At 62.2% G+C, this 21,227-nt stretch carries 24 protein-coding genes; 10 read left to right on the forward strand and 14 right to left on the reverse strand.

All coding sequences use genetic code 11. The features are described 5' to 3' along the window. Window positions 1-18: 18 nt before the first annotated feature. A complete protein-coding gene (gene rpmF, locus MTHMO_RS05285) occupies window positions 19-204 on the reverse strand; it encodes a 50S ribosomal protein L32 (protein WP_202213851.1) in 186 nt (61 codons plus the stop codon). 86 nt (window positions 205-290) lie between these two features. Next, window positions 291-740 carry a DUF177 domain-containing protein gene (locus tag MTHMO_RS05290; protein WP_202213852.1) on the reverse strand — a complete coding sequence of 150 codons (450 nt, stop codon included), beginning with the start codon at window positions 738-740 and terminating at the stop codon, window positions 291-293. A gap of 320 nt (window positions 741-1,060) precedes the next feature. Here MTHMO_RS05290 and nrdR point away from each other — a divergent pair, with 320 nt between their 5' ends. The 4 genes from nrdR to glnA all read left to right on the forward strand — a co-directional run bounded on the left by nrdR (window position 1,061) and on the right by glnA (window position 4,442). After that, entirely contained in the window at window positions 1,061-1,543 is a 483-nt protein-coding gene (gene nrdR / locus MTHMO_RS05295; RefSeq protein ID WP_202213853.1) for a transcriptional regulator NrdR, read from the forward strand. A 34-nt stretch (window positions 1,544-1,577) separates the two neighbouring features. Beyond that, window positions 1,578-1,928 (forward strand): histidine triad nucleotide-binding protein, encoded by a 351-nt coding sequence (locus tag MTHMO_RS05300; protein WP_202213854.1) that lies wholly within the window; start codon window positions 1,578-1,580, stop codon window positions 1,926-1,928. 401 nt (window positions 1,929-2,329) lie between these two features. Then, complete coding sequence (locus MTHMO_RS05305; protein ID WP_202214857.1) at window positions 2,330-2,668, forward strand: P-II family nitrogen regulator; 339 nt, start codon at window positions 2,330-2,332, stop codon at window positions 2,666-2,668. A 340-nt stretch (window positions 2,669-3,008) separates the two neighbouring features. Further along, on the forward strand, window positions 3,009-4,442 hold the full coding sequence (glnA, locus tag MTHMO_RS05310; RefSeq protein WP_202213855.1) for a type I glutamate--ammonia ligase: 1,434 nt from the start codon (window positions 3,009-3,011) through the stop codon (window positions 4,440-4,442). Between the two features lie 167 nt (window positions 4,443-4,609). On the opposite strand, the gene MTHMO_RS05315 is transcribed toward glnA, so the two are convergent. The 6 genes from MTHMO_RS05315 to MTHMO_RS05340 all read right to left on the reverse strand — a co-directional run bounded on the left by MTHMO_RS05315 (window position 4,610) and on the right by MTHMO_RS05340 (window position 10,283). Beyond that, a complete protein-coding gene (locus MTHMO_RS05315; protein WP_202213856.1) occupies window positions 4,610-5,413 on the reverse strand; it encodes a phosphatase PAP2 family protein in 804 nt (267 codons plus the stop codon). Beyond that, window positions 5,410-6,615, reverse strand: a complete 1,206-nt coding sequence (locus tag MTHMO_RS05320; protein ID WP_255535346.1) for a cysteine desulfurase family protein — start codon at window positions 6,613-6,615, stop codon at window positions 5,410-5,412. The genes MTHMO_RS05315 and MTHMO_RS05320 overlap by 4 nt, the downstream gene beginning before the upstream one ends. Window positions 6,616-6,652: 37 nt before the next feature. Then, complete coding sequence (locus MTHMO_RS05325) at window positions 6,653-7,438, reverse strand: DUF4013 domain-containing protein (RefSeq protein ID WP_202213858.1); 786 nt, start codon at window positions 7,436-7,438, stop codon at window positions 6,653-6,655. A gap of 93 nt (window positions 7,439-7,531) precedes the next feature. Then, window positions 7,532-8,542 (reverse strand): glycosyltransferase family A protein, encoded by a 1,011-nt coding sequence (locus MTHMO_RS05330; protein WP_202213859.1) that lies wholly within the window; start codon window positions 8,540-8,542, stop codon window positions 7,532-7,534. Continuing rightward, window positions 8,542-9,330, reverse strand: coding sequence for a hypothetical protein (locus MTHMO_RS05335; RefSeq protein ID WP_202213860.1), 789 nt, complete (start codon window positions 9,328-9,330; stop codon window positions 8,542-8,544). Before MTHMO_RS05335 ends, MTHMO_RS05330 begins: the two co-directional genes overlap by 1 nt. Next, the gene (locus tag MTHMO_RS05340) at window positions 9,327-10,283 is read right to left on the reverse strand and encodes a glycosyltransferase family 2 protein (RefSeq protein ID WP_202213861.1); all 957 of its coding nucleotides are present in this window, start codon (window positions 10,281-10,283) and stop codon (window positions 9,327-9,329) included. The genes MTHMO_RS05335 and MTHMO_RS05340 overlap by 4 nt, the downstream gene beginning before the upstream one ends. Before the next feature lie 131 nt (window positions 10,284-10,414). Between MTHMO_RS05340 and MTHMO_RS05345 the strand changes: the two genes are divergently transcribed. Beyond that, complete coding sequence (locus tag MTHMO_RS05345; protein WP_202213862.1) at window positions 10,415-11,005, forward strand: DUF488 family protein; 591 nt, start codon at window positions 10,415-10,417, stop codon at window positions 11,003-11,005. A gap of 94 nt (window positions 11,006-11,099) precedes the next feature. Here MTHMO_RS05345 and MTHMO_RS05350 read toward each other — a convergent pair whose 3' ends face one another. Continuing rightward, on the reverse strand, window positions 11,100-12,032 hold the full coding sequence (locus tag MTHMO_RS05350) for a hypothetical protein (RefSeq protein ID WP_202213863.1): 933 nt from the start codon (window positions 12,030-12,032) through the stop codon (window positions 11,100-11,102). Window positions 12,033-12,192: 160 nt separating this feature from the next. Between MTHMO_RS05350 and MTHMO_RS05355 the strand changes: the two genes are divergently transcribed. Next, window positions 12,193-13,665 (forward strand): hypothetical protein, encoded by a 1,473-nt coding sequence (locus MTHMO_RS05355; protein WP_202213864.1) that lies wholly within the window; start codon window positions 12,193-12,195, stop codon window positions 13,663-13,665. Window positions 13,666-13,809: 144 nt separating this feature from the next. Here MTHMO_RS05355 and MTHMO_RS05360 read toward each other — a convergent pair whose 3' ends face one another. Together MTHMO_RS05360 and MTHMO_RS05365 are read right to left on the reverse strand one after the other, a co-directional pair. Next, window positions 13,810-14,331, reverse strand: coding sequence for a hypothetical protein (locus MTHMO_RS05360; RefSeq protein ID WP_202213865.1), 522 nt, complete (start codon window positions 14,329-14,331; stop codon window positions 13,810-13,812). Window positions 14,332-14,395: 64 nt separating this feature from the next. Then, window positions 14,396-14,806, reverse strand: a complete 411-nt coding sequence (locus MTHMO_RS05365) for an NlpC/P60 family protein (RefSeq protein ID WP_202213866.1) — start codon at window positions 14,804-14,806, stop codon at window positions 14,396-14,398. A 1,519-nt stretch (window positions 14,807-16,325) separates the two neighbouring features. Between MTHMO_RS05365 and MTHMO_RS05370 the strand changes: the two genes are divergently transcribed. The 3 genes from MTHMO_RS05370 (at window position 16,326) to MTHMO_RS05375 (ending at window position 18,156) form a co-directional block, all read left to right on the forward strand. Continuing rightward, a complete protein-coding gene (locus MTHMO_RS05370; RefSeq protein ID WP_237394784.1) occupies window positions 16,326-17,591 on the forward strand; it encodes an IS1634 family transposase in 1,266 nt (421 codons plus the stop codon). Next, window positions 17,543-17,944 carry a hypothetical protein gene (locus MTHMO_RS10880; RefSeq protein WP_237394785.1) on the forward strand — a complete coding sequence of 134 codons (402 nt, stop codon included), beginning with the start codon at window positions 17,543-17,545 and terminating at the stop codon, window positions 17,942-17,944. Before MTHMO_RS05370 ends, MTHMO_RS10880 begins: the two co-directional genes overlap by 49 nt. A 74-nt stretch (window positions 17,945-18,018) precedes the next feature. Beyond that, entirely contained in the window at window positions 18,019-18,156 is a 138-nt protein-coding gene (locus MTHMO_RS05375; RefSeq protein WP_202214932.1) for a hypothetical protein, read from the forward strand. 204 nt (window positions 18,157-18,360) lie between these two features. Here the strand turns inward: MTHMO_RS05375 and MTHMO_RS05380 are convergent, their stop codons facing one another. From MTHMO_RS05380 to MTHMO_RS05390, 3 genes are all read right to left on the reverse strand, one after another. Then, window positions 18,361-19,293, reverse strand: a complete 933-nt coding sequence (locus tag MTHMO_RS05380; RefSeq protein WP_202213867.1) for a hypothetical protein — start codon at window positions 19,291-19,293, stop codon at window positions 18,361-18,363. Then, window positions 19,290-20,174 carry a hypothetical protein gene (locus tag MTHMO_RS05385; protein WP_202213868.1) on the reverse strand — a complete coding sequence of 295 codons (885 nt, stop codon included), beginning with the start codon at window positions 20,172-20,174 and terminating at the stop codon, window positions 19,290-19,292. Before MTHMO_RS05385 ends, MTHMO_RS05380 begins: the two co-directional genes overlap by 4 nt. Before the next feature lie 180 nt (window positions 20,175-20,354). After that, window positions 20,355-20,498 carry a hypothetical protein gene (locus tag MTHMO_RS05390; RefSeq protein ID WP_202213869.1) on the reverse strand — a complete coding sequence of 48 codons (144 nt, stop codon included), beginning with the start codon at window positions 20,496-20,498 and terminating at the stop codon, window positions 20,355-20,357. 209 nt (window positions 20,499-20,707) lie between these two features. Here MTHMO_RS05390 and MTHMO_RS10885 point away from each other — a divergent pair, with 209 nt between their 5' ends. Further along, window positions 20,708-21,226 (forward strand): hypothetical protein, encoded by a 519-nt coding sequence (locus MTHMO_RS10885; RefSeq protein ID WP_237394786.1) that lies wholly within the window; start codon window positions 20,708-20,710, stop codon window positions 21,224-21,226. Window position 21,227: the final 1 nt, after the last annotated feature.

Genomic DNA, 21,227 nt, shown 5'->3' on the forward strand with positions numbered 1-21,227 from the left:
CGTCTTTAGCACTGGCGATCACGCTTCAGTTTTCTTGGTCAGAACTTGGCGGTCACGATAGCTGCCGGTGGCGGGATCTACGCAATGGGGAAGGTGGAGGTTGCCTGTCTTCGGGTCCTTAAAAAGCCCCGGAGGCTTCCACCGGTTCGCCGCCTTTCGGGAACGAAGGCGGGCTTTGGATGTCTTGCGCTTGGGAACTCCCATGTTGTCTCCTTTGTGAGCCTTCTGCGGAAAATCCGTAATCGACCGGTTCTGCTGCCGTCGTTTCGAATCGTTTCAGCCGGAGGGAATCACCGATTCCACTGGAACCGTTCCAAGATCTCCCAAACGTCCTTGCCGTGGATCGACTCTTGTGTTTCGCCTTCGCTCCCCGCTCCGGTCCATTCGGCGAAACATCCCTCCTTACAGACGGCGATCATCGGAAGGGCCAACAGGATGTCTTCCCGGACAAAAGGTGTCAAGTCGATCCACAGAGGGAACGGAGGCCGGATGCGGACCTGGAAATCCGGCAGACGAACCGGCCAGCGCATCCAGCGGCAGCACCGGCCGCACTGGAGCTCCACGGCCGTCTCGACCAGTCCTCCACCGAAGATCAGATCGTCGATCAGGGTCAGCGAAAGGTCGACGACAATCGGCTCTTTCCCTCGGGCCGCCGGCTCCTCGAGGCCGAGGATCGCCGGTTGCAGGATCTCTTGCACGCGAAGCGGTTCTGCCGAAAGACTAGCCGTCTTGATTTTCATGGGCCAAGTAAGCCCACGGCGATGCGCATTTCCACTAAAAAAACAAATAGCCGCACGCCCAGACTGGCATATACCCGGGGCAACCGTAAACTCCTGGCCGGAACGAACTTCGCCTGACGAATTTTTCAAACGCGCCGGGCTATACGTTTGCCGGAACTCCGGTTATTCTCTACCAGGATCATGAAGGGAGCGTGCTCCGGCCCGGCTTATACGATCGAGCAAAGGGCAGGGGGCAAGCGCAGTCATCAGACGGTAGCTGCCGTCGCTTCGTCTCCCTTTTCATGCCCCATGGAAGAAAAACAGCGGCCGCCTGAATCACGATGAAATGCCCAAAATGCGGAGCCTTGCGGGATCGGGTGATCGATTCCCGGCCGTTGCAGGAAGGTGCGATCATCCGACGGCGGCGCGTATGTCTCCAATGCGGCGCGCGCTTCACCACCTATGAGGAGATCGAGAGGCTCGCCTTGCGGGTGCAAAAGCGTGACGGGAGCTTCGAGCTCTTCGATCGTCAAAAGATGATCCTCGGTATCGAGAAGGCGTGTGAAAAGCGTCCGATCAGCCTTAAGACGATCGAGGATCTCGTCGATCGCGTGATGGCCGAACTTGTCCAGGCTCACGGTCACGAGATCCCGTCGAGTGCCATCGGCGAAAGGATTGTCGAAAAGCTGCGGACACTCGATGAGGTGGCGTACGTCCGTTTCGCTTCCGTCTACAGGAAGTTCCGAGACGCGAGCGACTTCGTCCATGCCGTCAAGAAATTGAATCGATCATCTCCGCAGTCGGAAACCTTGCCGCTGCTATGAGCCGTTCCCATCAGCCGCGCGCCCGGAATTTGCCATGAAAAGCTTGTTCAGCCGCATCATCGATCGAGAGCTTCCTGCTCAGGTGATCTACGAAGACGACCATTGCATCGCGATTCACGACATCCATCCGGTCGCCCGCGTTCATGCCCTAGTGATTCCGAAGAAACCGATCCCACGTCTTTCCGAGGCCAAGCAAGAAGATCAGCAGCTGCTCGGACATCTGCTGCTCGCGGCCAAAACCGTTGCCGCGCATCTGGGGATCGCGGAGACGGGCTTCCGATTGATCATCAACAACGGGAAAGACGCGGGAGAAAGCGTGCCGCATCTGCATCTCCACCTGCTGGGCGGAGAGCCCCTGGGCTGGAAGCACGGCGGTTCGAACTGAACGGACCGAGCCCGAGCGGTGCCCGCAGACGGAAGGGGAAGGAGCCGAGATCCGGGCTTTTCGGAGGCGGCGGAATGGGAGGTTTAATTACTGCGCACAATAGTAGTTATGTTAACACACTAGGGCGCAGAATGGGGAGGTCTTGACACGGGAACGCTCCCGTCCCGCGGCCGGGCAACGCGTGCGATCGTCGCGAAAGGGTTCCCGCGCCGTGCCGGGCGTCGGCGACTCGGGGACGCCCGGGGATCGACGCGGGCAACGGCGGGTGATCGAAAAGCGTTTGCTGGCATAAAAGATGCTTTTCGTGTTGCAGTCGTGGCAAAAGACGGCTAGCAACACAGTGGTGGTTCCGGAAAATTCGGCAGTCCGGAGAGGAGGAATCGGAAAGGAAAAACATGGCGCTGTGCAAGGTTGAGGCGGTGATAAAGCCCTTTAAGCTGGAAGAGGTCAAAGAGGCGCTCACGGAAATCGGGATCGCCGGATTGACCGTGGCGGAGGTCAAGGGGTTCGGCCGCCAGAAAGGGCATACGGAGATTTATCGAGGCAGCGAGTATACGGTCGACTTTCTTCCTAAGGTAAAGATTGAGGTGGTTCTGGAAGAGGAGTTGCTCCCCAAGGCGACGGAGGCAATCATCAAGGCCGCGCGAACGGGTAAGATCGGTGACGGAAAGATCTTTGTCGTTCCTGTGTCCGAGGCAATCCGCATTCGTACCGGGGAACGCAACGAGCATGCGATCTAGGGCTATGGCCCCCTGCTCTGTCGCCTCGACGGAAACCGGTCGGTCTTTCCTCGTCCCGGCGGCGCTCGCCGGGCGGCCGGCCTGACCCATTCCCCTGGCAACGCATGTGAGTCATGGAATGGGCTGCGCCGGCGGCGCGCCCGGTTTGCGGGAAACGGTTGGAACCATAGAGTGCGTAGCGGTTTAGATCTCTTTTGCGCGGGAAGGCGGTTCCGGCTTTGCTCCGGATGAGGGTCCCCGGCGCGAAAAAAGAGGACGGAAGCGGGGGCGCTGGCGCCCACGCCAACTCCGGTCCAGACAAAAAGGGAAAGCGATTCAGAGGAGAAAGAGGGAGTCGTATATGGCAGAAAAGTATAGGCGGTGCGCTTCGGGAGAGGAAGCGCTGGCATTCGGGCGGGAACACAATGTGCGCTTTGTCGATTTGAAGTTTTCCGATCTTCTCGGAACCTGGCAGCACTTTACCATGGGAATCAACGAGCTGGCGGTCGAAGCCTTCGAAGAAGGGGTCGGTTTCGACGGTTCCTCGATCCGGGGATGGCGGGGCATCCAGGAGTCGGACATGTTGGTCATGCCCGATCCGTACACGGCGTTCATCGACCCGTTCATCGCCGAACCGACGTTGAGCTTCATCTGCTCGATTTCCGATCCGATCACGAGGCAGACGTATGTTCGCGATCCTCGCAGCATCGCGATTCGCGGCGAGGCGTATTTGAAGAGCACCGGCATCGCGGATACCGCCTTCTTCGGGCCGGAGGCCGAGTTCTTCATCTTCGACGACGTCCGCTACGACAACCAGGCCAACGGCGCTTTCTACGAGGTCGATTCCGTCGAGGGAATCTGGAACACGGGTCGGGACGAGGAGCCGAACCTCGGCCATAAGATCCGGCACAAGGAAGGCTATTTTCCCGTCCCGCCGGCCGATACGCTCCAGGATGTACGCGACCAGATGGTTTTAGGCTTGGAGAGCCTCGGGGTCGCCGTGGAAAGACAGCATCACGAGGTGGCTACGGCGGGACAGGCGGAGATCGACATCCGCTTCAACACCCTGCTCCGGATCGGCGATGACATGATGATCTACAAGTATGTCGTCAAGAACGTCGCCCGCCGCTTCGGCAAGACCGTGACCTTCATGCCGAAGCCGCTTTTCGGCGACAACGGGTCGGGGATGCATACCCACCAGTCCCTTTGGAAGGACGGGAAGCCGCTCTTTGCGGGGAACCGCTACGCGGGGTTGAGCGAGCTTGCGCTGCACTACATCGGAGGCATCCTCAAGCATGCGCCGGCGCTGACCGCTATCACCAATCCGACGACCAACAGCTATAAACGGCTCGTTCCCGGATTCGAGGCGCCCGTCAACCTCGCCTACTCGGCGCGGAACCGGAGTGCTTCGGTTCGGATTCCGATCTATTCTCCGAGCCCCAAGGCCAAGCGCATCGAGTTCCGCACCCCCGATCCGGCGGCCAACGTCTATTTGGCGTGCACGGCGATGATGATGGCGGGCTTGGACGGAATCCAGAATCGGATCGACCCGGGCGAGCCGCTGGAAAAGAACATCTACGAGCTTCCTCCCGAGGAGCTCAAGAATGTGCCGACCGTTCCCGACTCCCTGCGCGGCGCCATGGAGGCGCTCGAGAAGGATCACGAATTCCTGCTCAAGGGCGACGTCTTCACCAAGGACGTCATCGAGACCATCCTCGAGCTTCGGAAAAAAGAGTACGATATGCTGCGCCTCCGCCCGCATCCCATCGAATACCAGATGTATTACGACGTCTGAGCCGTTTTCGGAGCGTTCAGGAAGGGGGAAGGCCGCGGGCAGCTTGCCGCGGCCTTCTTCCTTTTTATTGCGGACCGAGCAAAAATGAGAAGAGCGGCACGGGAACCGCGCCGCTCTTCCGGGAATCGTTAGAGGAGGAAACAATTCGATCGAGGTACCTATTTTTTTTAACGCGACTGCCCGCGTTTCCGTTCAAGCCACGCATGCCGCGGAGAAGCCGGCGCGGGCTTCGGCCTGGGAGGAAGCCGCCCGAGGAGCAGCCGGCCGAACCCGATCCCCCATAGCGCGCCCCAGAGCGCGCCTACGGCGACATCCGACAGGTAGTGCTGCCGCAGCTCCATGCGCGACCAGCAGACACCGGCGGCCAGCAGAGTCAAGGGAATGCCGATCTCCGGAACCAACGGGAGCACGGCGACCGCGCTCGCCGTCGACGAAGTCGCGTGGCCCGAGGGAAATCCCTGAAACATGTGGATGCCGACCGGGCCGTAGAAGCCATCGGGGAGATCGGTTCCCGGACGCGTTCTCCCGAACGAGACTTTCACCTCCGGAGCGCGTCCGAGCTGAAGGGCCGCAGCGGCCGCGGTGGCGTACGGCCGCGGGCGTCCGAAGGAAAAGCGGCAGGCATCCACGCTGAGCCCGGCGCAGGTAGCGGCGAGCAAGCTAGCCAAGGCAGCCGATCGAATCCGCCGGTTCCGTGCGAGCAAGCCGCCCGTAAAGAGGATCACCGAGACTAGGACGCTTCCGGGAAAGTAGTCTCCCCAGAAGCTGAACTGCTGCGCAGCTTGTTGGAAGAGAGGGTGATCGATCCGTTCCAAGGCCTGGTAAGCGGAAAAATCCAGGGGAAACGTGAGGAGAAAACCTGCAATCAAGAGTGCGGAGGCTACCAGAAGCCGCCCCCTCACCCGGTGTTCGGTTCCCGGAGCGGCGGCTCCGTCCTCTCTGCCTGCGGCCGGGCTCCGGGGCTCGTTCATCGGCCGCCCTCGCCCGGGAAAGGCCGCGAAGCCAAACGCTCCTTCGCCAGCCGCCAGGCGGGCGAGAGCGATCGTAGCCGTTCGATGACCTTGGGATAGATTCGGCAGAAAAAGGCGACATCCGCTTCGGATGTCTCTCGGCTCAAGGTCAGCTGAACCGCCGAGCGGATAAGTCTGGCCGGAACACCGATCGCCCGGAGGACATGGCTACCTCGCAACGATTTGCTGATGCAGCTCGGACCCGCGGCGATCGCCGCGCCCTGAAGATCGCAGGCGAGCACCTGCGCCTCCCCCTCGACCCCCTCCGGACTCCAAGAGAGATGGTGCGGGAGCCGTTCTTCTCCGGGAGGCGGACCGTGCCAGTGGAGTGCGGGAATCTCGTCGCGGATCGCCTTCCAGAGAGTTTCGGCAAGGAGACGCAGGCGGGACACCGAGGGGCCCACGGTCCCGGACGCCAATTCCGCCGCCTTGCCCGCTCCGACGATTCCCGGAAGATTTTCGGTGCCGGCGCGCAGCCCCTTTTCTTGCGGCCCGCCATGAATCTGGGGCTCGAGGGCCACTTCTTCCCGTTTGTAGAGAGCCCCGACCCCGACCGGACCTCCGCACCCACGGAAATGCGCCGCGGCGAGCGACACCGATGTCTGAGAGAAATCCACCGGCGTCCAACCCACGGCCGCCGTAGCGTCGCAAAAGAGGGCTGTTCCTGCTTCCTCGCAGATCCGCCCGATTTGGGCGATCGGTTGGATCGTGCCCGTCTCCCCGTTGGCCCACTGGACGCAGACCAAGATGGTCCGAGGATCGAGTGCGGCGGCGACCGCGGCGGGGTCGACGCGGCCTTCCCGATCGACCGGGATCGATACGATCTCCGCCCCCTGTTCGCGCAGCCGATCGAGCGAGCGCAGGACCGCGGCGGATTCGATCGGTGCGCACAGAATACGGGCGCCCGGCTTTCGGTTGGCCTCGTAGAAGCCTTTGATGGCGAGATTGATCGCCTCGGTTCCTCCGGAGGTGAAGAAAATCTCGGCGGGAGCCGCTCCGAGCAAACCGGCCACCGCCTCCCGCGCCCGCTCCAAGGCTTCCCGCGCCCGCATGCCGGCGCTGTAAAGGCTCGTCGGGTTGCCGGGCTCCCGAAAAAAAGGGAGCATGGCCTCGATCACTTCAGGAAGGACCGGGTTCGCAGCCGCTGAATCAAAGGAAATCACGCGTTGCTGCCGGAGGTCCCTTACGAGCCATCCAGTTCTAGGAAGCCCCCGAGTCCGCCGGCGCGACCGAGGCGGATCCGGTCTCTACGGCGGAGGCGTAAATCGGACCAAACCAAGTGTCGACAAGGCATAGCCCGAAAAAGAGGGCAAAAGGAATCGTATAAAAAAGAGACATCAAAATAGCGTTCAACCCTCCGAGGAAAGCGGAAGCGATCAGGAAGTCGCCGCGATGTTTCCAAAAAATCCGTAAATTTTCCCGGTAATCGAGGGCGCAAGCGAACACCGACGCACCGTCAAGCCAGCGGCAACAGGCCACGGCGCAAAACGGCACCGCAAGCCAGCTTCCCAAAGGGACAAAAAGAGAAAGCAACTGTGGGGAAAGCCCCAAGAGCCGGATGAACAAGCCATGGCAGAAGGCGATCCAGAGGACGAGGGGCAAAAGCAACGTCGTGAGGGAAATCACAAATTTGACCGCTCCCTCGCGGAGGTATTGTCCGAGAACGTGGAAATTCCATTCGGGTAGTTGCCTCCCGCCGAAGCGGGCCCGGCGGAGGACCTCGAAGGTGAAGCCCAAGGAGAACCAGAAGCTGGAGACGTTAACCGCCAGCAGGGAAACCGCCAGCGTTTTATGCTGGGCAAGCCAGCCGCCCGCCTTCGGGGCGAGCGATAAGAGAATCGGGTTGATGAGAAGAAATCCGCCGAGGAATATCTTCGGAAACCAGAAGCGGTCGGCGAAGATCTTCGCGAATCCGGCGCGGATGTCACGGAAGAAATAACCGCTATCTCCTTGCTCCCGTGACAGATCGACCGCATGCCGATGCATCGAGTCCCCCTCCCTTCTCCAAGGGCATCGGAGAGATTGGTGCGGAACCGCACGCAGTGTCAAGCCGTTCGTGGCTTGATCGATCGATCGGCGTCAAGCGCCCGGTGGGCGGGCGGTTCCCTTCCACAGGCTTCGAAAGCTCTGTTCCAGCGGCCGGAGCCGGGACGCCGCTCGGCAAACCCGCTCCGCTCCCTCGAAGCCGAGCAGGCCGAAAAGGGTGCGATAGGCGCGGGAAGCCTTCGGCCCGCAAGGATAGACGAGGCCGCCCTTCTCGCGCTCCTGGTAGAGCCGTGCCGCCTCGCGCACGTCGTCCTTGGCGATTTCCCGAAGCACCCGGAAATATCCTTGTGCCGCCGCTTCCCGCCGCGCGTCCGTCCAGAGGCCGCGTCTCTCGAGCCAGCGGGACATCCTGTCGAACAGGGAGAGCTCGGTCTGAAAAAGTTCCCGATGGTTGCGGTGGCACAACGACCCTTGCGACCAGTCCGCCCGATAGACCGCACCCGCCGTGGGCGTCCAAGCAAAGAGGAAATCCGCCTGGAGCGATCGCAGATAAAGTTCGTTGTCTTCGGCGCAGCGAATGGAGCGGTTCCAGCCTCCGATGCGGGCCAGCGACTTCTTGCGCCAGAGCCCGGCGGCAACCTGCGGATTCTTGCGCTGAAACCAGCGGACGATCGGATCCGGGTCTCCTTCGTCCGGCGGCTGGCGGACCGGCAACGGCTTCCCCGCCTCCCACCGCTCCTCGAGCAGAGGAGAAAGGATGACGTCCGCATCCCGGCGGGAGCACTCGATCCACTGACGCTCGATCTTTTCGGGAAGGAGATAGTCATCGGCATCCAGGTACTGGATCCATTCCCCGCGGGCTTCCAGGAGGATGCGGTTTCTCGCTGCGGCTGCCCCCTGATTGGTTTGCCGGAGGATCGTCACCCGGTCGCGATATCGCTCCAGGATTTCCGGCGTCCGGTCCTTGGAGCCGTCGTCGACCACGATCACCTCCTCCGGAGGCCAGCTTTGGGCCAGGGCGCTTTCGATCGCCTGCGCGATAAAGCGGGCACCGTTGAAGACCGGGATTCCCACCGTGACCAGCGGCTTTTCGGGTTCGGACATCAGCTTGGTTGCCTTTCCTGCCCGGACGCGGGCACCGTCGAGCTTTCTCCCTCTCCTCCCTCCGGCTTCCAGCAGGGGATCAGAGCCCGGTTGACGGGATCCCGATGGTAGGCGCGCGTCGGCTTTCCGAAAAGCAGCGGATCGAGGGCCGATCCGACATCGAGGTAGGTATTTTCGGCTGACACCTTCCAGAGGGCATGGATGAGGATCTTTCCGAGAGGCCCCCCCGCGACAAGGAAGACCGCTCCGCGGGAAAGCGAGGCCTTGAGATCGACTAGATCGAGAAGCTCCCGCTCCTTCCTCCGCCACAGCCTGACGCAGTCCCCGGCGAGGGGAAGAAAATCGGAGATGCCGAGCAGCTCCTCCAACCGGCGGCGGGAAAGGCGGGCGTTCCCCACAAAGAGAATCGGGCGGTCCCGGCGCCGGAGCCGGGGAACGAACTCCTCCAGAAATCGATCGTGATTCCCGTTGGCGAAGAGCGCGGCGAAGGTCAGGCTTTCCCGACGCGCGGCGGTGAGGCCCCGCACCAGATCGTGCATCCAGGGGCTCATGTCCCAGGAAGGCAGGCCGTAAAAATAGCGGTCGTGCCGCACTTGGAGCGACTCCCGGAGCGACGCGCGAAAGTGCAGATCGTTTCCCGGCCGGTATTGCCATTCGTGCTTGCATCCGACCGGTTGGTTGGCGAGGATGCGGGCTTCCCCATCGTTGAAGCGGGCGAAAGCGAACGGGATCCCGGAATCGTAGAGGTCCAGAAGCTCGTCGAAATCCTTCCGGAAATCCTGCCTCATCCCCGATCCGCTCCCACGGACGCCCGTTCCCGACGGCCGGCGGGAAGGCACCCTTTTCCCTTCGGGTCGCCCTCTTCCCTGCCCTCCGCCGCCGCCCGGATGGCTGCGTACTTGCTCCACCGCTCGTTCCAGCCGCTCGCCCGTCCGGCCACCGGTCGGCAGAGGCCGAGCAGGAAGAGCTCCCAGGAACTCTTTACCCATTGACGGATCCGGATCCGCCGGATCGACCGGCCCGAATAGTGCTTCCGGTAAAAGAGGTACTCCCCTTGGAGCTTCTTGCGCCAATATTCCCGCGGGCTCGTCCCGCGTTCGCTGTGTCGGCCGATATGGACCGCACGCACCTCGGAAACGCAGCCGAGCCGCAGCCCCAACCGGCGGACGCGGAGGCAGAGATCCTGGTCCTCCCCGTACAGAAAGAAATCCTCGTCGAACCCTCCGACCGCCGCGGCCGTTTCCGCGCGCAACGCGAGGCAGGCGCCCAACAGAGCCGCGATCTCGCCGGGCAAACCGCTCAGCTCTCCCCTCGTCGACCGTTCGTTCGGGTAGCGTCGAGCCGTGCTCGGCTGCCGCGACCCGTCTTCTTGATAGAAAGCCGGACCCACGATACCCAAGGAGCGATCGGCACGCAGGGCCGCGGCCAGCCGCGCCGCCGCATCCGGCTCGGGGAACCGGAGGTCGGGGTTGACGAAGAGCAGGATCTCCCCCCTCGCCTCCCGCATCCCCTGGTTGCACGCCCTACCGAAACCGACATTCTCGGGATTCCGCCGCAGGCGGACGTCGGGGAAGCTCCGGGCGACCCAATCGGCCGTGCCGTCTTCGGATGCGTTGTCGATGACCAGAATCTCGAGCCGAATCCCCTCTTGCCTTTGCAGGGAGCGGAGGCAGCCGTCGAGCACCGGACGGCTGTTATAGGTCACCAGGATGGCGGATACCTCGATCGACTCCCTCACCACTGGTCGCTAGGGTGAAACGCGAGAGAAGCCCTGTCAAAGCCAAAGCCGGGGAAGCCCGTGGTTTTCGGTTTCGAGGAGAGGGATCGAAGCGGATTTTTGCACTGCCGTTTAAAAAAAGCCTATCTTTCTCCGTGAACCCGGCTTCCCCGCCCCCAGCCTCCTCTGCCGTCTTTACGCTTGGACACGGCACGCGCTCCCTGGGCGAGTTCGTTCTCATCCTCAAAGCCGCGGGAATCCGGCTTGTCGTCGACATCCGGACCATTCCCCGCTCCCGCCATAACCCGCAGTTCAATCGGGAGAGACTGCCGGCGGCACTCGCGGCGGAAGGGATCGGCTACGAGCATTGGGCCGTCCTCGGAGGTCTTCGCCACCCGAAACGGGACTCGCCCAACGGAGCCTGGCGCAATTCCAGCTTTCGGGCCTTCGCCGACTATATGCAGACCCCCGAGTTCGCCTCCGCCGTGGTCCGCCTGGAACAAACTTCCCGCCGGACTCCTCTCGTCCTCCTCTGCGCGGAGACGGTCCCTTGGCGCTGCCACCGTTCCCTCGTCGCGGACGCCCTGCTCGTGCGCGGCGTCCCGGTCGTCCATCTTCTCGACGCGACCCACCGCCGGCCGCACCGGATCACCCCCTGGGCGCGGGTCGCGGATAGGCGCCTCACCTATCCCGCGGCTCCTCCGCCGGGCGGCGAGCCGGAAGGTTCTATTGGTGATGCAGGGTGAGCCCGCCTTCCGGCGATCCGGGATCGGAAACCGCCCGGACAACGAGCCTTTTGGGATGGATCAGGATAGCAGGCCGACAGGCTTTCGCCGATGTTCAAGGTGCCGCGGGCGCCTGCCGGATCGTGCCGAAGTCATACTGGAGGGCGACCCACCCTTCGAAGTCCTGGTACCAGCCGGTGCGGGAGCTGATTGCGGAAACGACGTCCGGATGGAGCCCTTCGACCGTCGACTCGGTGGGAGCGATGAAGCGGGTCGCGTATCCGAGGATCCAGTTCCAGTGAGGGACGATCCGGATGGCGATCCCCGCCAGAACCTTGGTCGACGGGGCGTAGGTGAAGACCGTCTGTCCCGGAGCGACCAGCTCTTCTCCGGACGGGCTGATCACCGAATTTCCGCTCGTCCAGGAGAGCGCCACTCCGGCCGTTGCGCCCAGGAACGGCACGAAGCGGGTCGGATTGGAGAAGATGACGACACCGCCGATTTCCGGGAGAAACGTCCGGCTCGACCCGCTGGAAGCGGTAGGTCCTTCCGAAGAGGAACTGTAGGAGAGAGCGGAAGAGCTCATCTCGGCATAGTTGAGGATCAGGAGCACTCCGGGAATCGCCTTCCATTTCCCGTCCTTGGTCAGCGGCAAGCCGGCATCCATGAAGTTGTAGCCGAGATAGGGGCCGGTGAAGATGCCGGTGTGAGGCTGCGAGTAGCCATGGGAGCTTTGCAGACCTTCCGGCGTCCGGGCGATGCCCGAAACTCTTTGCGTCGTGGGCCAGGCACCACCGAAGAAGCCGCCGACAACGAAACCCTTGGTCCAGTTCTCCTCGGGATCCGGAGGCCGCCGGAGCTCGAGCCGTGCGGCCGCCTTCTCCGGAGTCAGCTCATCGATCCCGATCTCCTCCGAGGAAATCGGTCCCCCGACCGCACCCGGCGCCGCCGCCGTCCAGAGCAGGATGCCGACCGCCAGCCGAACCCGGATCGCCGCCCTAGGGCGCCGCCTCCGCTCTCCATGAGGGCGCGGCGGGGCGATGGCCATACGGAGACGGTGGGACGGGAAGCGCGGACCCGCAGCGTGCCGGAAAGCAAGAAATCTGTCAATCGATCGACACAACTTTGCCCGGCCCGATGCGCGGAGAGGCCCGATCGACTAACAACAAAGACAAGAGGCCGTCGTCGGCCCAAACCCGGAGGAAGCCATGCCTGAAGAAGCCAGGAAGCCGGAGGAAGGGCACCCTTCCCCTTTTCCCCCGTCCTCTCCCGTCGAGCGGGAGCTCGACCAGTTCGTCAGCCGGATCGGCGAAGGTTTGAGCCGGGGAGCGGCGGCCGCTTGGAATGAGCTCGGCCATTGGTCGGCGGCGGCTTGGAAAGAACTCAACCATGGGTTGGAGAGCAGCCCGGAGAGGAAGCCCGAGGCGAAAACGGAGCCTCCCGCCCGGAATCCCCCTCCGGCCGTCCCGACCCAGGGTCAGTCCGGGCCGTCTCCCGCCCAAGATGCCAAGGCGGCCGCCCCCGATCCGCTGCTGGTCGCGATGAACCAGAAGCTCGATCAGGCACAGAAAGAACTTGCGGAACTTCGGATGAGACTTGACGAGCTCAGCAAAAAAAGCGGCCCGGCAGCCGAAGCCCCCGAGAGGAAGCGGCATGCGGAAAAGCCTCGCCAATCCCCGGATCCGCTTCCGCTCGCGGGATGGGATGAGTACGGCATCGAGTTTCCCAGCGATCCCAAGGCTTATCTCTCCCACCGGCACTCTCCGGCGCACCCGCATTCCCGCGCGAGCGCGGATCCGCCCGCCCCGGCCCATGCCCGCGAAGCCCTCCGGCATCTCCATGAGGCCTCCCGGGAGATCGGAGGAGAAGCGCCGCAGGAGGAACGGCGGCTCGAAAGAGAATTTACGCGGCTTCAGCACCGGAGGGAGCAGTTCTTTGACCAGGCCGGAAGAGTGGTCAAGGACAGCGCGAAGCTCCAGCAAGACCAACGCCTCCATCCCGAGCGGGCGGCCGAGGACCGGCAGAGGCTGCTCCATGACCGGCAGCTCCTCGGGCAAAAGCGGGAAATCGTCGAGCAGGGCTCCCGCACGCTGGCAGACGACGCCGCCCGCTTCGGCCGGGAGCATCCCGAGCTGCGGAAGGAAGCCGGCGTCCTGGCCGAAGAAGCCCGTCGAGAAGGGCGCGATTTTCCGCGCGTCCCCTCCGCGCCGTCATCGACCCACCACCGGTCCCCGGTGCCGAGCCATGCGCAGAAGGCGATGGAAGCTCTCCGGGCGCGGGCCAGGGAGTCCCACTCCCCCGCCTGCGAGATCGTCACCCAGGCCGGCCGGCACGTCCATATCTTTGAAAGCAGCCGCAAGGAGCTTCTGGCCCTGCATCGGAAATATGGAGAAGATCTCGTGCGCGCCCAAAGGGACAAAGCCCTCCATCCGGAAGAGTGGAAGCGGCTCCGGGACGATCGGGAGAGGCTCGAACGGGATCAAGCGGCGATCCGCAAGGACGAGCGGGTCATGGGAAGGGAAACGCATGCCGTCGGGCGGCTTGCCCGCGAAATCGGCCGGGAAGACCCCTCCCTGCGCGAGTATGTCCGGAAGCTGAAGGATCAGGTGGAAGCGGAAAACCGCGATGCCCGGCACCTGGTCCCTCGCGTTCCCGGCAGCCGCGAAGGCCGGGACCGTTGATTGCTTCTCGCGTGCGGGCCTCCGGCGTTTCCTCCCCCTCCTCGCGAAGGTCGAGGAGCGCATGCCTTCGGCCCGCGCTTCGCACGGATCTCCTGCGGATCCCTTCCTCCACATTCAGCAAAAAGCCCGTGCCCCGCGGGAAGCCTACTTCTTCCTGTTCTCGCCGCCGGCCGGTTGCTGCGGCACATAGCGGCCATCTTTAAATATCGGTGGCGGAGGAGGAGAGAAGTCCGACCGGACCAGTCCGAACTTTTTATAGGCTTTCACGTAGGCCGGATCCGCGAGCTCGCCAGTGCTATACCCCTGTTGAAGGGCCTCTTGGTACTCTTGCATAATGGAATCGCGCAAGCGATGGAAAAGCCCTGGCCCTCCCTTTTCCAGCCGAGTGGCCAGCTCCTGTTCCGCAAAGGAGTCCGCTACGGACTGGGGAATGCCGACCTCGCTGAGGTTGGGAGCACCGCCTCCGCCGGTAATCATCTTCGGCACTCCATCCTTGACCTGGACGATGAACGAGCCGCCTCCCTCTCCGCTGGAGTCGACCACACCGATGTAAAAGTAGATGCTTCCGTCCGGCCCGACGGCCTTGGCATCCACTGTCCTTTCCTTTGCCCCGGGCTCAAGCTCTTCCCAGAACTTCCGGGGGATTTCCGGCGGCCGCTCGTTCACAGCCCACGCTGCGGAGAAGAATAAGAGCAAGCAGGACAAAAGAAGAGACATAACAGGCTCCTGTTCAATATCGCAGACGAAAATAGCGCGTAGTCAATCCCCGACCTCCATAGTACCGATTCCAACTGGTTAGGGTAAAGTTGTCGAGGAAGTTGTGCCGGCTCGAGCTGTTCGAGTAGATTTGCCCATCTCCCATGTAAACTCCGATGTGACCGGCGTTTTTTCCTACGGTCGGGCTGATGACGATATCCCCGGGTTGTAGTTGATCTTGGGAGATCTCGATCCCACGGCCGTTCTCGAGCTCATTGTATACGTCCGGCGTGTATAAGGTCCGAAATGTCTTAAGTCCTCCATTTTTCAGGACCTTATTGAGGTTCCAGACGCACGCCTTGTTTCCCCCGTCCGGTCCCTCGTCCGAAGGAGAATTCCCTACCATCTGCTCGGCGGAATTCCGAAGCCGTTGTCCCGGGGTCACGGCTTGCTCCGATCCTCCGGCGGCGGCTGCATTGCCGCTCGCCGACCGTTGCTCGGGCGAACCGGGATTCCCGGAAGGCGCCTGGCTTGCCCCTCCGCTTGCGGCGCCGGCGCCGGAATCGGCGGAGGCCTTCGTGCCGGCTGCTCCGGCTGCGTCCTGAGGGAGGGGCGGGCAGCAATTCTCTGCAGGCGCGCAACCGTCGCACGGAGCAGCCTGCCCGCCGGGAAGCGGCGCATTTTGCGCGAGGCTCCCGCAAGCCCAAAGCACGATCAACCCTGGGCATATTCGACGGAACCCGGGCCACCCCGGGCGCAGCAAGAGCGCAGTTCGATGAGGATGGCGCGCCCGCGGCGCCGGCGCCTGCTCGTCGGCCATACTTCCAGCCATAGGACAGCGCCCGCGGACGCCCCCGCTCGCTGCTCTCCGCTTTGCCGCAGTTCCGTACGGGCACACCCCCCATGCCGCCTCGCAGGAGGCTTTTCCCGTGCGTAGACGCCCGCCTCCCGGGCGCAAGCGGGCAAAAGCCAAGGCCGAAAGCGATGCGCACGGGCGAAACCACGCCGATCCTCCCAACGAGAAACAGCACCCCGGCATTGGATTGGCGCCCGACTGCCGAACCGGCGGGTTTCCGGTTTGGCGGCCCGCCGTCCTATGGCAATAGGCATGCGCTGCCGGCGCTGTTTCCCTCTGCTCCTCCGGCTGGCCATCGCCGCGTCTTGGCTCTCCTCCGCTCTTCCGGCCCCGGCGCAGCTCTACCAGATGGAAGCCTTGCCCCCTGAAGACGCGGCTCCCCAAGCCGCGCCCTCCTCTGCGCCCGAAGGCGGCGCGCCGGCGGCGGCTCGGAACGGCGCCACCGTCGCCCCTGCCGCCGCTTGCGACCCATGCCCTCCGCTTCCTTCTTCCGACCCTCCCGACCAAGCCGCCGGTGGCGCATGTTCCCCCCTCGGAAGCTCCCCCGAAAAAGAAGTCCGACGAGCCATCCGCCGCCGACTCTCCCTCCGTCCCAAAAGCGCCCTGGTTTAACACGGATGACCTAAGAAACCCACAGAGCGAGCTGGCCGCTCGGCTTGCGGTTCAATCCGGAATCACCCCCAACCCCGGCTCGCCGTTTGCGAAGAAGCAAGGTTCGGCTGCCTCCGACAGCTCCTTCGCCGACACGCCCGACTGGGCGCTCCGGCCCATGTTTGGTGAAAAGCGGCCTCTTGGACGACGGCTCCAGGGTTAGGGAACGAAAGTTTGCCAAAATGTAGTGCCACACTGTGAACAACTTTATCGCATGCAATTAGCCTTTTGCTCTTGCGCATCACGATGCTGCAGTGTAATGCTATTTCCTGTTTTTGCGCACCCTGCAGTTGCGTCGGAGGACGGGAGCGAGGCGGAGTAGCCCATCTTCCGCACAATTTTGAGGATTGTTTTGGCACATGAAGGAATTACGCAAAATAATGTAGGACGTGTAATGCGAATACAATGTGAATAACATTTGTTTGCATAAGCATCATGCTCTTGGCATATTGTAGGCATGTACGTGCAAGAGGTGCGCACTTGCCAGAGGGGCAAAGTCTACCGATCCGTTCTTGTCCGGGAGTCGTATCGGGTGGGCAAGCAGGTCAAGACGAGGATCCTGTCCAATCTGACCCGGATGCCGGTGGAGGTCCAGCAGGCGGTCCGAGCGCTGCTGCAGGGGAAGAAGCTGGTGCCCCTGGACGGACTGGAAGGGCAGGAAGCTCTGGATTACGGAGGAATCGCGGTCCTCGAGCAAGCGTGGCAGCGATTTGGACTCGATCAGGTTCTTTCCGGGGTGGGTTCGGAGCGGAAGGGGCGGCTTTTGAAAGCGATGATCTTTGGACGGATTCTCTTTCCCTCTTCCAAGCTCGCCCTTCGGGAGGAAGCAGGCGGGACGCTTTTGGCTAAGGTATGCGGGCTGGAGGAGAAGGACCTGGAAGAAGACGATCTCTACCGGGCGATGGATGGGCTCAACGGCGTTTGGAGCGGGATCGAGAAGAAGCTTTACCGGGAAGCCCAACCAGAGGGAGCGAGCTTGGTGCTCTATGACCTTTCGAGTGTCTACTTCGAGGGGGACGGCCCCGAGGGATTGGCGCAGTACGGCTACAGCCGGGATCACCGGCAAGATCGGCGGCAGGTGCTTCTTGCGGTCGCCACCGATGCCCGGGGGATCCCGATCCATGTGGAGGTCCTGCGGGGGAACCGGGCGGACAGCACGACGCTGACGGGGCTCTTGGTGACTCTCAGACGCCGACTCGGGATCCGAGAGGCTACCTTCGTCTTCGATGGCGGGATGAAGAGCCGGTGGAATCTGGAGATGCTCACCGGCATGGAGCTTGAGTACGTGACCCGATCAACTGGGACCAAGCTCCAGGAGATCGTTCGGCGACTTCCCAAAGATCGGCAGCTCTGGCTGACGGATCGAACCCGGGTGATGGAGATCGAGCACCAAGGGGTTCGCTACGTCGTTGCCGGAGGGGAGTGGCGCGCGATGCGCGATCGGGAGCGGCGGCAGAGCCGCATTGCCCGAGGAGAGGAAGAGCTGCGCCAGATTGCCAAGGCAACGCGCAAGGGAGCAGACCCGGTCGAGCTCGGCAGCCGGATCGGCCGGGCGCTCCAGCGGATCCAGGCCCATAAGTACTTTCAGTATGGAGTCGACGCCAAGGGCCGGTTCTGGTGGAAGCTTGACCAAGAGCGGGTCAAAGAAGAAGAGGCGATCGACGGCTGGTATCTTTGGAGACCAACCTCCCGTCCGCCAAGGCTTCTCCTCAGGAGGTGCTGACCCACTACAAGCGGCTCGCAGAGGTCGAGGCCGCTTTTTCAGAACTCAAGAGCTACCTCGAAGTCCGTCCGGTCTATCATTGGCGGCCCGATCGGGTCCGCAACCACGTGAGAATCTGCTTCTTGGCTTTCTGGATGAATGCCCGCCTCAGGACCGAATGGGTGGCCAAAGGGTTTACCGAAGAGGTGCCCAAGGTGCTCCGCCGCCTTCAGGCGATCCGCTTGATCCGGCTTGCCCCAAACGGACGGCCTTTGATCGGGTTCTTCTCCAAGATCCCCGCCGACATCAACGCACTGCTCCAAAAGCTCGACCTGCTCCCCCTCTTTGCTCGCCCGCCCAAATGGGCCATGTAGGCAGAACGAAAAAGTCTTAACGTTCTGCTACAATCACTTGCGACACTACACAGCGGAAGTTCGGGTAGGTCCGCTTGGTCGAAAGCTACCGGGAAAAGGGACGGGTCAAGCAGCGGATCGTCGCGACTCTTGGCCGCAAGGATCTCTTGGCCCCCCACTTGGATCGGCTCGCGGAGATGCTCGGGCGCAGGGATGCGCGGGCTTGGCGGTAAAGAGCGGCACAGGGATCAGCACGAGAAGGAAGGTAGCCCGAAGGAGCGGGAGGCGTAGCGGCCGTGGCGCATCGGAAACGGGATGGGAGCAAGCCGCATGTTTTGGATGGTGAGATTTCGTTTCATGGGCTTGAATTGGGCTGAATGGGGCCGATCCAGCGGAAAAAGCGGATCGGTCCGTCAGTATGCCTCTTGGTAAGCGGATCAAGATTCTTCCTTTCCCATCCGTGGAAATCGGCGGTTTAAGCGCCCTCCTGAGTGCTCGCTGCGAGTGCAGGGGGCCATCCGCTGTCTGTTGTTAGCGTTGCTCGGCCGGGGCGCGCTTTGCTCCGACGGCTTGGGGTGAAAAAGCTCAGGGTGAAAGATCTCGTCGAGCTCCCGATTGGCCTTGTCCATCGCCTTCTTGTCCCCTAGGGCATTGGCGCGGACGAGTTCGCCCAGCTTCCGGGTAATCGCGTCGTTCTGCTCCTTGGTAAAACGGGGCTTCACCTTCTCTTGGCCGAGCATAACCTTAAGAAAGTGCTGATCCTTCTCCGAGAGTGGCGGCGGAACAAAGTCCGGAGGAAGGAGCCCAAGCTCCTTTTCTGCTTCTATGCTCTCTGGATAATAGTTTTGAATATCGAAGGAGTGTCCTGGCAGCTTGGCCGACGCCTCGTATGCCCTCCGAATATGGTCGCGTAAGTTCTCAAACCCAACGACTTGTATCTCTTTTTCTGCGCTTTGCTTTACCATCTCGACCGCCTCCCGCTCAGTCAAGCCGAGGGAAGCCCATGGAGGGTCGATCGTTCCAAAGGGTTGGAAACGCCAGGGGACGGTGACATGCCCGTCTTTTACTTGAACGTAGGTTGCGGCACCCCCCATCCCGCGGACTTCCGGACTCGGATCCCAGTTTCGAAACTCATAGCAGCTTACTCCCTTTGTTGTGACAAGGTGTGCGGTAATGATTTGCGGCGTTCCTCTAAAGAGCCGTTCCCAGTCGGCGGCGCTAATGTCAGCGGGGCGAGAGACGGGAGAAAACAAGACGTCAGCGGAGAGGGGGCCAGCGACTAGCAGAAGACCGCTAAATAAGACTGTGCTTTTTAATAACTTAAACCGGAAGAAAGTCGGGACCAAGCGGAAGTCGAGTTTTGTCTTCATGGTTTTGGAGGATAAGGAACGGGGCCGTTCCAGTGAAAAAAGCGCATCGGTCCGTGGGTATGCATCTCGGAAAGCGGCATGACGTTCCATAGGGGACTGCCGTCCACATTGGTGGAGACGGCCACCCAGTCGTTTGTCGCGGTATCAAATTTCACGAACCCAATGTGACCAGCAACATATTTAGGGACCCGGTGCCAACTTGTTATACTAGGCGGGTTAGACGGATCGATGGCCGAGGACGCAGGGATGATAAAGGTATCCCCGCTCATGGTTTCTATTTCCGGGACTTCGACGAAATATGGATTTAGTCTGTGGAGATCTCCATCCAGCATGGCCTGACCCATTGGAGATATTCTCGTCTGGTCTAACTTTGCGGCATTGTCAAGCGAAGGAAAGTTGGCCAAAAAGATCCCACGGCCCAGGTCTATGCTCGAGTCGGCGAGGGTCGAATTCCAATCCGTAAAGCAGAGCCCTTGAGTTTCGGGGTCGAAGCCATTATATTGCAAATTCAACTCCTTATCCAGCGTCTGGACAATGCGCGCGTTGGCCACCGACATCGGTTTGGCCACATGAGCGGACGCCGCTGGCGTGTTCGAGCCGGATTGTGAGCTCGGGTTCGGAGTGATTCCGTATTGAACCGCAAGCTGGGCGGCGAGTTCGCTCTCCGGGTTTCTTAGGTCTTTCTCGGTAAACCAGGGAGCTTTCTTGACGTTGGGAAGATCGGCGTCGGCCGGTTCGTTGGATTTGTTCTCCGGGGGAGCTTGCGTGGCCGAAGATGCGCCGCCGGCCGCTTGCGGGGCGGCCTGGTTGGCAGGGGCGGGAGCGGGAGGGCATGCGTTGCAGGCGGCGGCCGTGGCGCCGTTCTGGGGCACGCTCTCCACGGGCGCGGAACTTTCAGCGGGCAGGACTTCCGACTGGTAGAGCTGCCCGGGGGCCGAGAAGGTCCAAAAGCCCCAAAACGCGGCGATCAACAGCCGCAGGAGGAGCGGGCAGCGGCGGTGCCGGGATGTTGACGGTGCAGCCACGCCCTTGGAAATAGGTCAGCAAACTTCAAGGTTCGATCATTCGGCCGCTTGCCTCCGCCCGAACTCCTCGGCGGCCTTCTTGGCCCGAAGGAGCTCTTCCCGAAGCGCCTTCTCGGTGGCCTTCCTCTCGGCTTGCCGGGCGCGCTCCTCCTCACGAAGCCGCCGATGGAGCCGGCCCATGTTTGGTGAAAAGCGGCCTTTTTGACGACGGCTCCAGGGTTGGGGAAGGAAATTTTGCAAAAATGTAGTGCCACACTGTGAACAACTTGGCCGCATGAAAGTGGCCTTTTGTGCTTGCGATTCACGGTGACGACCGGTAATGCTATTTCCTGTTTCTGCGCACCCTGCGGTTGCGTCGGAAGGACGGGAGCGAGGCGGAGTATGTCCGCTTGGTGGAAAGCTACCGGGAAAAGGGACAGGTCAAGCAGCGGATTGTCGCGACTCTTGGCCGCAAGGATCTCTTGGCACCCCACTTGGATCGGCTCGCGGAGTTGCTCGGGCGGAGCGCGCCGGCTTCTCGGAGAGCGCTTGAGCCTCAGGAATCCACAGTTTGGGGTCCAACGCTTGTCGCCAGACATCTCTGGAAGGAGCTGGGTATGGAAGAGCTCTTGGAGGAGAAGAGGGGGAAAGGCAAAGGACTGTCCCTTGCGGAACGGGCGTTCGTCCTTGTGGTCAACCGGCTCTTGTCCCCGGGGAGCGAACACGCCTTGGCCCAGTGGCTGGAGACCGACTACGTTCCCGACGGGAGAGGAGAGCGGATCCGGCCGGTCTGGAAGCAGAATGGCCGAGTTCGGGTCGACCCCCGCTTCCTTTGGCCGTGGTACCGGACCCTTGACGAGCTCATCGGGCGGAAGGAGCGGACCCTAGGAAGGGCTCTTTGCCCGGCTGCGGGATCTCTTTTCTCTTAAG

Origin of the sequence: Methylacidimicrobium sp. AP8, assembly GCF_903064525.1 — a bacterium.
In the GTDB taxonomy this organism is placed as follows: Bacteria; Verrucomicrobiota; Verrucomicrobiia; order Methylacidiphilales; family Methylacidiphilaceae; genus Methylacidimicrobium.

Excerpts from the sequence above, each read along its gene's own strand:
- rpmF (WP_202213851.1), bottom strand. The coding sequence starts at position 204 with ATGGGAGTTCCCAAGCGCAAGACATCCAAAGCCCGCCTTCGTTCCCGA.
- MTHMO_RS05290 (WP_202213852.1), bottom strand. The coding sequence starts at position 740 with ATGAAAATCAAGACGGCTAGTCTTTCGGCAGAACCGCTTCGCGTGCAA.
- nrdR (WP_202213853.1), top strand. The coding sequence starts at position 1,061 with ATGAAATGCCCAAAATGCGGAGCCTTGCGGGATCGGGTGATCGATTCC.
- MTHMO_RS05300 (WP_202213854.1), top strand. The coding sequence starts at position 1,578 with ATGAAAAGCTTGTTCAGCCGCATCATCGATCGAGAGCTTCCTGCTCAG.
- glnA (WP_202213855.1), top strand. The coding sequence starts at position 3,009 with ATGGCAGAAAAGTATAGGCGGTGCGCTTCGGGAGAGGAAGCGCTGGCA.
- MTHMO_RS05315 (WP_202213856.1), bottom strand. The coding sequence starts at position 5,413 with ATGAACGAGCCCCGGAGCCCGGCCGCAGGCAGAGAGGACGGAGCCGCC.
- MTHMO_RS05325 (WP_202213858.1), bottom strand. The coding sequence starts at position 7,438 with ATGCATCGGCATGCGGTCGATCTGTCACGGGAGCAAGGAGATAGCGGT.
- MTHMO_RS05330 (WP_202213859.1), bottom strand. The coding sequence starts at position 8,542 with ATGTCCGAACCCGAAAAGCCGCTGGTCACGGTGGGAATCCCGGTCTTC.
- MTHMO_RS05335 (WP_202213860.1), bottom strand. The coding sequence starts at position 9,330 with ATGAGGCAGGATTTCCGGAAGGATTTCGACGAGCTTCTGGACCTCTAC.
- MTHMO_RS05350 (WP_202213863.1), bottom strand. The coding sequence starts at position 12,032 with ATGGCCATCGCCCCGCCGCGCCCTCATGGAGAGCGGAGGCGGCGCCCT.
- MTHMO_RS05355 (WP_202213864.1), top strand. The coding sequence starts at position 12,193 with ATGCCTGAAGAAGCCAGGAAGCCGGAGGAAGGGCACCCTTCCCCTTTT.
- MTHMO_RS05370 (WP_237394784.1), top strand. The coding sequence starts at position 16,326 with ATGTACGTGCAAGAGGTGCGCACTTGCCAGAGGGGCAAAGTCTACCGA.
- MTHMO_RS05380 (WP_202213867.1), bottom strand. The coding sequence starts at position 19,293 with ATGAAGACAAAACTCGACTTCCGCTTGGTCCCGACTTTCTTCCGGTTT.
- MTHMO_RS05390 (WP_202213869.1), bottom strand. The coding sequence starts at position 20,498 with ATGGGCCGGCTCCATCGGCGGCTTCGTGAGGAGGAGCGCGCCCGGCAA.